General features: G+C 31.9%; 10 protein-coding genes and 1 pseudogene. 2 read left to right on the forward strand and 9 right to left on the reverse strand.

Going from position 1 to position 11,883, the window contains the following annotated elements; translation table 11 throughout:
• Positions 1-10 precede the first annotated feature (10 nt).
• A complete protein-coding gene (locus BTJ66_RS13860; RefSeq protein WP_238597616.1) occupies positions 11-340 on the reverse strand; it encodes a LysE family translocator in 330 nt (109 codons plus the stop codon).
• 368 nt (positions 341-708) lie between these two features.
• Between BTJ66_RS13860 and BTJ66_RS08750 the strand changes: the two genes are divergently transcribed.
• Positions 709-1,257, forward strand: a complete 549-nt coding sequence (locus BTJ66_RS08750) for a helix-turn-helix domain-containing protein (protein ID WP_099090585.1) — start codon at positions 709-711, stop codon at positions 1,255-1,257.
• 1,567 nt (positions 1,258-2,824) lie between these two features.
• Here BTJ66_RS08750 and BTJ66_RS13640 read toward each other — a convergent pair.
• The 3 genes from BTJ66_RS13640 to BTJ66_RS08770 all read right to left on the reverse strand — a co-directional run bounded on the left by BTJ66_RS13640 (position 2,825) and on the right by BTJ66_RS08770 (position 3,942).
• Positions 2,825-3,349 (reverse strand): hypothetical protein, encoded by a 525-nt coding sequence (locus BTJ66_RS13640; RefSeq protein WP_099090588.1) that lies wholly within the window; start codon positions 3,347-3,349, stop codon positions 2,825-2,827.
• Positions 3,350-3,526: 177 nt separating this feature from the next.
• The gene (locus BTJ66_RS13570; RefSeq protein WP_161940548.1) at positions 3,527-3,682 is read right to left on the reverse strand and encodes a hypothetical protein; all 156 of its coding nucleotides are present in this window, start codon (positions 3,680-3,682) and stop codon (positions 3,527-3,529) included.
• An 11-nt stretch (positions 3,683-3,693) separates the two neighbouring features.
• On the reverse strand, positions 3,694-3,942 hold the full coding sequence (locus BTJ66_RS08770) for a hypothetical protein (RefSeq protein ID WP_153043330.1): 249 nt from the start codon (positions 3,940-3,942) through the stop codon (positions 3,694-3,696).
• Positions 3,943-4,530: 588 nt separating this feature from the next.
• Between BTJ66_RS08770 and BTJ66_RS13575 the strand changes: the two genes are divergently transcribed.
• A complete protein-coding gene (locus BTJ66_RS13575; protein WP_238597617.1) occupies positions 4,531-4,707 on the forward strand; it encodes a hypothetical protein in 177 nt (58 codons plus the stop codon).
• Positions 4,708-4,899: 192 nt separating this feature from the next.
• Here BTJ66_RS13575 and sucB read toward each other — a convergent pair whose 3' ends face one another.
• The 5 genes and pseudogenes from sucB to BTJ66_RS08795 form a co-directional block, all read right to left on the reverse strand.
• Entirely contained in the window at positions 4,900-6,171 is a 1,272-nt protein-coding gene (gene sucB, locus BTJ66_RS08775; RefSeq protein ID WP_099090590.1) for a dihydrolipoyllysine-residue succinyltransferase, read from the reverse strand.
• A gap of 13 nt (positions 6,172-6,184) precedes the next feature.
• Entirely contained in the window at positions 6,185-8,986 is a 2,802-nt protein-coding gene (locus tag BTJ66_RS08780) for a 2-oxoglutarate dehydrogenase E1 component (protein ID WP_099090591.1), read from the reverse strand.
• Positions 8,987-9,184: 198 nt separating this feature from the next.
• Positions 9,185-10,539 (reverse strand): annotated as a pseudogene (locus BTJ66_RS08785) (HAMP domain-containing sensor histidine kinase).
• A complete protein-coding gene (locus BTJ66_RS08790; RefSeq protein ID WP_099090592.1) occupies positions 10,536-11,198 on the reverse strand; it encodes a response regulator transcription factor in 663 nt (220 codons plus the stop codon). The pseudogene BTJ66_RS08785 and the gene BTJ66_RS08790 overlap by 4 nt, the downstream one beginning before the upstream one ends.
• Positions 11,199-11,697: 499 nt before the next feature.
• Positions 11,698-11,883 (reverse strand): transposase (locus BTJ66_RS08795; protein ID WP_193433004.1); only part of this gene is annotated, 186 nt, incomplete at its 5' end.

Below are 11,883 nucleotides of genomic sequence, written 5' to 3' on the forward strand. Positions count from 1 at the left end.
GCGTTACCAGTTAATGTAAAACGATACTAAATGCTATATAAATTAAGAAGCAGGACATGACGATGTTAAAGGGTAATTCATGTTTCGCTATCCATTTATTTAATAGAGAACCTACAGAGGCCCAAGAAAGCGTTCCAAGAAAGCCAACCAACGCTAATATAATGACTAAAGATATTTGAGAAAGCCAAGTTATATAGTGAGGTGTCACGAAAGTTGATATTACAGTTAATGCATAGATGATGCCTTTAGGATTAATGAATTGTAGTAGCATTGCATATTTGATACTGCTATATTTAGCATCAAATGCTTTTTTAGGGCCACCAATTGAACTTTTTATCATTTTATAAGCTAAATAAAGCAGATAGATGAAGGCAAAAGTTTTCATGAACATTTCAATTTTAGAAAAACTGTATTGCGTGATTCGTTGAATATATTAGACAAAAACAGTAAAACTAAAAATCTTAAACCAACTCCATATGAAATGCGTAAGGTTTTCTTAAAAATTATATGTTGTGAGAAAAACAAAGCCATAATATTATTTGGGGCTAGTGTGAAACTTGCTATAACACCAAAAATTATCATATTAAGTAATACGATACAGCTCCCCCCTATTGTACGAAACGTTATAAAGCACGAAAAGACGTTTTAACGTTTGTGCTTTATAGTGTACTTCGTGTACGTTATATTGTAAAGGGAGGTATTTTAATAATGAAAGAAATTAATGATATCATTGCTGAAAATTTAAAGCTTTACAGGAAACAAAATGGGTATTCATTAGAGCATCTATCATATCTTACTGATGTGAGTAAAACGATGTTAGGACAAATTGAGCGTAAAGAATCTATACCGTCTATAACGACACTTTGGAAAATAGCTAATGGTTTAAAAATATCATTTACTGAACTCACACAAGATAACAGTGAGATTATAAGAAAAATAACAATGCATGATATACAGCCGTTAGCATCAGATGATGCTAAATACAGAGTTTATCCCTTTTTCAAATTTGACATTGAGAAAAAATTCGAAAGTTATATGGTTATTATTGAACCTGGAGGCGCAATGCGTGGTGAACCGCACGGATCTGGTACGATTGAATACATAACTGTATTTGATGGCACATTAAAGCTTAAAATAGCAGATGAGCAATTCATCATTAAAAAGGATGAGTCTATAAAGTTTAATGCGAATATGTTTCATAATTATGTTAATGAACATGATGACTCAATTCGATTAAATATGGTGATTCATTATTAAACATGAAGGCATCAACGTCAATCTCTGTTGTCGTTGATGCTTTTTTTATGGATAAGTTAATATAAATCTACATGTGCGAACAATTGCGCAATGAATTATATATGCAATTTGGTAAAAAGGATTAGTTTTTTATGCACCAAGAATACCATGAATTTTCGTATCAGTTTGGTATAGACACTCTGTATGTTTTATATAGATATGTAACTTGAACAAATACACATTTATTGAAGCATAAAGCGCTTTAAATAAAAATTTATTTTAGCGAATCGGTACTCTTTAAAGTATTATGTTAGCATGTATATAAACATTTGCTACTTTAATATTATTAAGGAGTTTTTAATGGAACAAAAAAGAACATTGAATAATTTTGAAAAATTGTTATTAGTTATTTCATTAATACTATTTGTAATAAACTTGCTCATAGTATTTAATGTGATATACGTACAAAAATGTATATCAAGTATTCTTTTGTTTTTTATTATGTTTATTCTTAGCTATACTTATTTTAAAAAGCAAAATAAACTGGCAGGATATATTTTTATTGTAATCGCTTTTGAATTTTTAATTACTTTCTTAATACTCTTAATATAAAACACAGCTAAAAAGTTTAATGTTTTAGCTGTGCTTTATATTTTCTGCATTATATATCGCCTGTACGTGTGCTATTTTTATAATTATAGAAACTCCACATAGTTGAACGCTTTTTAATTTTCAAATATATTAATATTTGAGGATTTTACTACAATAGATCCTCCTACCTTTTTCCAATTCATTAAATAATTTTTAATCTAAAATACATGTTATATGTGATTGTATTTTTATATCTTACGAAGATGTAAAAGTACTGGTTATCACTGTTGTGAATAATAAACTTTCATAACATTCGTTTACTCAGATTTAACGCGTTGTTTATCTTAAATATAACACTTATATGTTGTAACGTTTGCAATAATCCTTAGTTATTAATTTGAATACATAACTGTTTTATTATTTGGAGATACTAAAAACTAAAAAATACAACGACGCTGAACGCCGTTGTATTAGGGTTAGTAAACTCTTTTGTGTTGTGGATTAAGATTCTAATAGTAAATCTTCTGGATTTAGATAGAATATATTCTATAGTTATACATATTAAAAAGTTGATGTGAAGCGGTTTTTAATCAGCTACTTCATAAATGAATGTGTATGAATATCCATGATTAATGCCTTCTATGGGGCAAAGAAATAATGTCTTGATTTAGTCATAACGCAAATCTGCGTTTAGATGTGAACACTTCTGTACTTGTCTATATTCATACAATACATTTATTAATAATAAAGCCACGCTATTCTATTTAATAACGTGGTTAAAAACTTCAAAGTGAATGTGTCATTTTCTTTTCATATTTTCTTTTCCTAATATAAAATACGATAGTAATAAACCAACACCAACTATTATCAGGCAAAATACCGTTCTCCCTACTAACGTTTCAGGCATTGGGAAAATATAAAACATTGTACACATAACTAATGCCATAATTATACCGAACCTCAATGAATTTTTAAGAGTCATAAAATCACCTCTTTTTTATTGATAACCCCAATTAGTACCTTGAAACACGTAATTACCAGCGGCATTTTTTACAGATTTCATATTTATATAAACACCTTTACTTGTGTCTAGGGCTGAACTAGCCATAGCACCTAGGAAACTACCAATAGAACCACCTAAAGGACCGCCTATTAATCCTGATATTGCACCGGTAACAGCTGCGCCTGACCATGCTATAGCTTTAGTATATGCTGATGATAAGTATAGTGTAGCTTTACCGTTACCGTGGTCTACAAAAGTAGTTTTTCCAGCGCGTAATTGGTCTTCTGCTTTATACTGTTTAATTTCTTCTTTTGTATAAATATCGTTAATATCATAACCGTCTTTCTCTAATTGGTCAAATAAATCTTGGTTTGAAAAATATTGCATCTTAGAATTTGTAGACTGACCGTCTTGCGACGGGTTTTCTCCTTCTTTTGCATCTGCATATGGAGCAGTTGCGTATCCTAGTGTTAAAGCGCCTGTAGCCAAAGTTGCGAATAATAATTTTTTCAAAATCATTCCATCTCCTCTACTTAATTATTTATTTCAAATATATTATATAATTTTATAATGTAAGCGATTTATTATTTCCTAAGTGTTTGATTTTATTTCATAACTGTTGTATTATGCTTATTTTTTATAACAAAATATAAATCCTTAAATAAAAGTCCTACAACTTAATGTGAGGCGTCATAATTAGTTCAAATATTGAATTGGTGTATCTTTCCTATTATCAATGTATTGTGGTGCTTGTGTCCTAACTACGGGCTTTTGCTCACCTTTTTTATAAATGTCTGGTGTTTGTTGTCCATTAATCGTAACCTTACCACCATTCATACTTCTATAATTCATGGTTGCCCTCCTTATTTTAAGCTATGAGTATTTACTCTTATTTGATTACCATTACTCTTTTCAATTGCGTGTTGCTCTCGTTGTCTTGTTTCACGATTACTTTGTGCTAACTGATGTTGTAGTTCCATTTCTTCGTCTGGTGTACGATTAGCACTAATGTACTGAATTTTGTTTATGTTCACTGGTTTAGTAGTATCTTTGCTTTTTTGAGGTGCATACAAATATGTATTCTTCTCATTGTACAAATTCAACTTATCCAAAGTAGTTTGTGGTAATCTGAATTGCTGACGTACTTTATCTTTGATGGATTCTTCTAGTACGTCACTAACATCATTATAATCTCACTTATCCAATTCAATACATTTTCTATCGTTGTACACTGTACATAAATCGTCGTTATGTATGATGCCTATTTCGATATATATTACCTCCTTTGCTCCTTTATTGAAGTGGGTATGTTCTATCTTATGTAAAAGATAAAGTAAGTAAATCTGGGATAAAACTTTATGAGTTCTATGAGAAGTATATTGACCCACTCACAAGCAAATGGCGCGGAGTTTCTATAATCATGAACAAAAGATACCAAACTATATCAAAATGAGGAAAAAAAGCTATTACAGAAGAAAATAGAGGTGAAATTTAATAATAGAAGCACTATAGAATTGAAAAACCTTACTCTACATGATGCCATGAGTGATTGATTAGAACGTGCTGTGAAGTCTGATAACTAAAAACAAAGCACTGTAAAATCATACCGAACATGGGCTAATACTGTTAGTCAATCACGAGTGAAATCACATGAGAATAGATTAATTTCAGTGTTTAAGTATGTGCGTGATGTATGCGATATGAGTGATATAACGGCTATAGAGCGTGTGAATCATTCTGATAGCAATATGACATTAAGGATATACACACATGTAACTGATAACATGGCTAAAAACTTGATTAATGAGTTAGAAGCATATGACAAAGACTTTAAAAATAATGCTAGCGAAAATAAAAAATTAAGATTAGTTCAATAATTATGCTCAAAGTACCTATTTTTTATAGGTGCTTTTTATTATGAGATTCTATTTATTTAAATTGCTATAACTGAAAACAATCATGCTATAGGACAATTTTGGGGCAAATTCTCAGAAATGCATAAATACATAAAAATACAACGACGCTGAGCGTCGTTGTATTAGGGTTAGTAAACTATTTTGTGTTGTGGATTAAGATTCTAATAGTAAATCTTCTGGATTTTCAATTAAATCTTTGATTGTTTTTAAGAATCCTACTGCTTCTTTACCATCAATAATTCTATGATCATAACTTAATGCTATATACATCATTGGACGGTTTTCAATTGTATCTGCATCGATAGCAATTGGACGTGTAATAATGGAGTGCATACCAAGGATTGCGGCTTGACTACCATTGATGATTGGAGTAGACATCATCGAACCAAAGATGCCGCCATTCGTAATTGTAAACGATCCGTTCACCATATCATCTAAGCCCAATTTTTTATCTCGTGCTTTTTTAGCTAAGTTGCCAATTTCATCTTCAATTTCAGCAAAGTTTTTCTTATCGCAATCTCTAACGAATGGTACAAGCAAGCCATCTTCTGTAGATACGGCTACCCCAATATCGTAGTATTGTTTTGTAATCATATCTTCTCCATCGATTTCAGCATTGACTTCAGGGTATTTTTTCAATGCAGCTACTGCGGCTTTTGTGAAGAATGACATGAAACCAAGTTTTGTGCCATCATGATCTTTAATAAATTGTTCTTTTTTACGTTTACGTAAATTCATAACGTTTGTCATGTCAATTTCATTAAATGTTGTTAACATAGCTGTGTTATTAGATACTTCTAATAACTTTTTAGCAGCTGTTTTCTTACGACGAGACATTTTTTCTCTGATGACTGGTTTTGATGGATTTTGTTGTGCTGGTTTTTTAGTTTCTTCTTTAGCAGCTGGTTGTGATTGTTGTGAGTTTGACTGATTTTGACTTTGGTCAACATGTTCTTTTCTAACTACATCATTAGATGCAGCAGCTACTTCAGATAAATCAATGCCTTTTTCACGTGCATATTTACGCGCTGATGGTGTTGCATTGACACGTTGGTTGTTATCTTGCGATTTATCATCAGAATTAGTTGTTGTTGATTCAGCAGATTGTGATTGTTTATCACTAGTAGATGCATTAGTTTCTTCTTTAGATTCATCTTGCTTAGCAGGCGCTTCTGAAGCGTTATTACCACTACCTTCACCTACTACAGCGATTGATTGACCTACTTCCACTGTGTCGCCTTCATTCGCTAGTAATTCTTGAAGAACACCAGCTTCTTCTGAGACGACTTCAACGTTAACTTTGTCAGTTTCTAATTCTACGATAGCCTCTCCTTTATCAACACTATCACCGACCTGTTTTAACCACTCTGCAATGGTACCTTCTGTAATTGATTCTGCTAATTCTGGAACTTTTACCTCTGGCATGCTTAACTTCCCCCTAGTTAATGTTTGTACTTTGTTCTATTATCATATTTTGAACGAGTTTGTGAATTTCACCGTCACCTTCAGCAGGTGCTGAACGTTGTATACGACCGTGATAACTTAAATCGTATTTGTCTGTTGTTAGTTCTTTTAGATAAGGATAAACGAATGACCAAGCACCTTGGTTTTTGGGTTCTTCTTGTACCCAAGCAACATGCTCTAGATTAGGCAATTCGTTTAACAATGTATCGATTTCATTTGCTGGGAAAGGATACAATCTTTCTACTGCAACAAGTAATATAGACGTATTTGGATTTTTCGCCAAATACTCTTTCAAATCAATAAACATTTTTCCTGATGCCAAAATAACTTTTTTAACTGATGATTTATCATGTTCTTCTGGTAAGATTGGTTCAAATTTACCAGATGTAAACTTATTGATAGGGTCTGCAACAGTTTTATTACGCAATAAACTCTTAGGAGACATAACGACTAAAGGTCTCATTGATTGTGTACCTAAATTGGCAGCTTGTGCGCGTAATAAATGGAAATAGTTACTAGAACTTGATAAATTTACAATTGTTGAGTTATTTTCACCTGCAAGTTGTAAAAACCTCTCTAAACGTGCAGAAGAATGTTCTGGTCCTTGTCCTTCAAAAGAATGAGGTAAGAATAATGTTAATCCTGAACGCTCTCCCCATTTTGCACGAGAACTAAATAAGAAGTTATCGAATATCATCTGAGCCATATTTGAAAAGTCACCATACTGTGCTTCCCAAATTGTCATACATGATTTGTTTTGGACGTTGTAACCATATTCAAAACCAACAACTGCAGCTTCTGATAATGGTGAATTGCGTACTTCAAATGTTGCTTTTTGGTCTGGGACGTTGTGTAGTGGAACATACTGTGCGCCAGTGTCAGGATCATGTAATACGGCATGACGATGACTAAATGTACCACGTTCACTGTCTTGACCAGTTAAGCGTATTGGTGTTCCATTTTGAGTTATCGTTGCAAAGGCTAATTGCTCTGCTTGAGCCCAGTCAACTAGTCCTTCTTCGCTTTCGAATGGTTCTTTACGTTTTTCTAATACTTTATTAAGTTTCTTTAGTACATTAAAATCCGAAGGATAAGACAATAATGCATCGTTTATTTCTTTAAGATGTTCAAAGCTAACTGCTTTATCTTCGCTTTGGATAGGTTCGGCCAAGCTATCTGGTTTTTGCATATCTGGATTATCCATTTTGTCGTTTTTATCAATTTTATCATGAGCTGCTCGTAAAGTTTTTTGAACGTCATCAAAAATTTGATTCATCTGGTCTTCAGAAATTATATTTTCATTTACGAGTTGCTTGCCATAAAGGATGTCAACGGATTCATGTTTGCGTATTTCATGATATTGTAGTGGGTTTGTGATAGATGGTTCATCCATTTCATTATGACCATAACGACGATAGCCAACTAAGTCAATAACTACATCTTTATTAAATTCTTTTCTAAATGCCATTGCAATTTCAATCGCTTCAATCGTTGCTTCAACATTATCGGCATTGACGTGCATAATTGGCACATCATATCCTTTAGCTACATCAGAAGAGTAAGTTGTCGAACGACCATCTTCTGGTTCTGTTGTAAATCCAATACGGTTATTTGTAATAATATGAAGTGAACCACCTGTTGAATAACCTTCTAAATTACCTAGGTTCATAGCTTCAAAATTGATACCTTGACCTGGATAAGCAGCATCACCGTGTATTAAAATTGGCATTGATTTTTTGAATTCAGTGGTCACTTCACCTGGTTTATCAGTTGTATCTTGATTGGCACGTGTTTTGCCAAGCACTACTGGTGCGACGATTTCCAAATGACTTGGATTATTCGCTAATGAAATACGTTGTTCACTACCATAAGATTCCGTTGTTTTGACACCACCAAGATGGTATTTAACATCTCCGGTCCAACCTGAAGTCAATTGAAGGCTACCATCTTTAGGTAAGAATTTCATTGGATCTGTATGCATAAATTCAGAAATCATCATTTCATATGGTTTCTCTAATACATGTGTTAATACGTTTAATCTACCGCGGTGAGCCATTCCAATTTGTATGTTTTGTATACCTTCATCACTAGCGATTCTTAATGTTTGTTGAAGCATTGGAACTAAAGTATCTACACCTTCAATAGAGAAGCGCTTTGCACCTACGAAGTTTTTATGTAAATACTTTTCAAAACCTTCAACATGAGCTAAATTTTTAAATAATTCAATTTTTTGATTATCATTCAATGTTGCTTTGTATGGTGTTTCAATTCTACGCTTTAACCATACGCGTTCACGATTATTATTTATATGCGTATATTCAAAGGCGATTGGGCCTTTGTAACGTTTTTCCATACGTACAATTGCTTCATAAGCATTATCGTATATGTCTTTAAAATGTTCAGACACAATACCTGCTGAAATAGATTCTAGTGTTTCTTTATCTAAGTTAAAGTCTTCGATGTTTAATTTGGGTACGTTTTCTCTTTGAGGTCGGTTAACAGGATAAATATCTGCCAATAAATGCCCATATTGACGAATATTATCGATTAGGCGCATCACACGTTTAATCGTGCTATCACCTTTAGTCACATTTGATTGACTATCTGTATTTGTTGCGATGTTTGCTTCACCGTTTTTAATAGTACTAAATAGGACTTGTAAATCTTCTGGAACTGCACTAGGATCGCTTAGATATATGTCATATAAGTCTAAAACATAACCAAGATTTGCTCCAAAATTTACAGGTGCCTCGGAAACCTGACTTTCGTTGCTCATATTACACCCTCCACAAAATAGTTGAAACGCTTACAAATCAATAATAGCACTTATTATATACAAATTAAAGTACCAATAACTCACTTATTAAAAAAAGCAGAACCACATTTAATTTGGTTCTGCTACTAAGTTTTATATAATTTAGAGTAACATATAATATTCTTGAACAATAATCTTGAATGGATTTAATTTTGAAGATTAAAATGTGATTTTAAATGTAGTATATTTACTTACTTCGCTATCCACATGTATAGACCCATGATTAAGCTCTATAATTTTTTTGGCAATAGATAAACCGAGTCCATTACCGCCTAGTTTACGAGAGCGTGATTTATCTACTCTATAAAATCTATCAAAGATAAACTCAATATCTTTTTTAGGAATACCAACACCGTGGTCGGTAATCTCAATAGATATTTGTTTGTTTCTCAATTTAGTTTGTATTTTAATATATTTATTGATTTGATCATATTTCATTGCATTATCAATAAATATTATGAGCATTTGCTCTAATTGATATCGATCTATTTTTATATTTAATGGTTTAGGATAAGCATCAAATTCAAAGTATAATCTTTATGAAGTTGTTTTAATGATTTAATGCGAGACGCGATTTCCTGATTGATTTCTACATTTTCGATTTCTCCGTCTCTACTATTGTTATTATCTTTTGTAAGTAACAGCAGTTCTTCTACTAGTTTTGTTATTCTAGTCATTTCTTCTAATGAAATATCTAAAGATTCTTCTAAAATTGCGGCATCCTTTTTTCCCCAACGATTGATTAGGTTGAGATGACCTTGGATAATTTGTAATGGCGTGCGTAATTCGTGCGACGCATCTTCTACAAATTGTCTTTGTTGGTTAAACGACTCCTCCAATTGGAACATCATCTCATTAAATGTCACAATTAAATTGTCCGTCTCTTCATAATTTGTAGTTAATTCAACTTTTTCTTGGAAACCATCTCTTCGAATTTGTTGCATCTTATTGGACATTAATATTAAAGGTTTAGTAATTTGGGAAGAAAAAAAGTAACTAATAATCGCTGTAATAAAAGTTGCAATGACTCCAAATATTAATGCTATAAAATATAATGAGTTTACAAGTGCTTTATAATCTTCTAAAGAATGTACGATTACACTATATCCATTAAATTTAGATGACTCAATATGGTCTGTGATGATGAGATAGTCTGTTTTATTATTACTTTTAATTGCTACATGATTAACATCTTTAGGTACAATATTCGGAGAAAACGTAATAGCGTTATCATTAGACGTTTCCATTAATTTATGGCCATTTTCATTAAATAACATAACTTTTTGGAAATTACCTAAGGAAGCATTTAAATCTAAAGGTGTAATATGTTCGATTTGTTTTGATTCAAATAATTTAACTATGTCTTCGGAGCTTCGCTCAGCTTCATTTAATTCGTTATGTCTTAATGAACTACTTAGAAAGTAAATGATAATTATACTAAAAAGAAAAATTGTTAAAAATGTAATAGTTGTTGTAATCATCATCCATTTAGTTTTAAGTTTACGCTGTTTCATTGTCTTACCACATACCCTACACCACGGACAGTTTCTATACATTTATCTTTGCCAAATGGTTTCAATTTATTTCTTAAATAGCGAATGTATACATCAACAACATTTGTTTCTACCTCTGTATCGTATCCCCAGACATCAGTAATAATTTGTTCTCTTTGTAGCACATGATTTTTATTTTCAGCTAGTAAAAACAATAAATCATACTCTGTTTTTGTTAAATCTAGAGATTGACCGTCGACTGTAACTTTAAAAGCGTCTTTATCGATAATAATACCTTTGATGTCGATTATGTTTTTTTGTGGTTGTCTGCGTAACATAGCTCTGATTCTTGCAAGCAACTCCTCAATATCAAATGGTTTAACTATATAGTCATCGGCACCATAATCTAACCCAGCAACTTTATCATATGTATCACTTTTAGCAGTGATTATAATAATAGGTGTTGATTGATTTTGACGTATTTGTCGACAAATTTCTAAACCATTAATGTTAGGTAACATTAAATCTAACAGGATTAAATCATACGTATTTGATAATGCTTTATCTAGACCGGACTTTCCATCATATTCAATATCCACTTCATAATTTTCATGTTTTAATTCAAGTTCTATAAATCGTGCAAGATTTTGTTCGTCTTCCACTATTAAGATTTTTGTCATATGTAGCACCTCAAATTATATATTATATTAAATACCGCTTTGTAGAAAGTCTTTGTATAAAAAAATACGTAATGTTTTAAAACAGTAAGTCAATCAGTGCAACTAATTTCTAAAAAAGGTATTTCATAAAGTTTTGAAAAAATTATTGAAATTCAATTGACAATCATTCTCAGTGTTGTATAATGTAATTGAAAATGATTATCAATACCAAAAATAAGACATTCCCCCCCACACATATTTCGTTCTTATTTGGATTGATCATTTTCAAAAATATCCCCTTTTATATGCCCGTAAAAGACTAACGTTGCGAGACAACGTGAATATAAACACCGGTTTTACATTGTAAAATCGGTGTTTATAATAAATTTTGACACATAAAAGCAGTTAGATGTTAAATTCATCTAACTGCTTCAGAACGTAGACAAACCTTGCGCAAATTAATGCGTAAGGTTTGTTTATTTTTATTTATATAGTTATTTTTCAAAAAAGCAGTGGTCTTTCAGACCATTACCGGGCCTTTTACTAGCCACATTGCGATTTTTTTAAGATTCATGGCAGCACAAATTAGCGTGGTATCCATGGAAACTTTGTCATGTCCTCTATATCTCGTCCATCGCATACCATGCTGCTCTTTTGCATCACCAAATCTTCTCTCTATTGTTTGACTTCGCATTTTATATTGTTT

This window comes from Staphylococcus edaphicus, from assembly GCF_002614725.1.
GTDB lineage: Bacteria > Bacillota > Bacilli > Staphylococcales > Staphylococcaceae > Staphylococcus > Staphylococcus edaphicus.

Coding starts and splice junctions, on each gene's coding strand:
- BTJ66_RS13570 (WP_161940548.1), bottom strand. CDS start 3,682: ATGAATTATAGAAGTATGAATGGTGGTAAGGTTACGATTAATGGACAA.
- BTJ66_RS08750 (WP_099090585.1), top strand. CDS start 709: ATGAAAGAAATTAATGATATCATTGCTGAAAATTTAAAGCTTTACAGG.
- BTJ66_RS13575 (WP_238597617.1), top strand. CDS start 4,531: ATGAGTGATATAACGGCTATAGAGCGTGTGAATCATTCTGATAGCAAT.
- BTJ66_RS08780 (WP_099090591.1), bottom strand. CDS start 8,986: ATGAGCAACGAAAGTCAGGTTTCCGAGGCACCTGTAAATTTTGGAGCA.
- BTJ66_RS13640 (WP_099090588.1), bottom strand. CDS start 3,349: ATGATTTTGAAAAAATTATTATTCGCAACTTTGGCTACAGGCGCTTTA.
- BTJ66_RS13860 (WP_238597616.1), bottom strand. CDS start 340: ATGATAAAAAGTTCAATTGGTGGCCCTAAAAAAGCATTTGATGCTAAA.
- sucB (WP_099090590.1), bottom strand. CDS start 6,171: ATGCCAGAGGTAAAAGTTCCAGAATTAGCAGAATCAATTACAGAAGGT.
- BTJ66_RS08790 (WP_099090592.1), bottom strand. CDS start 11,198: ATGACAAAAATCTTAATAGTGGAAGACGAACAAAATCTTGCACGATTT.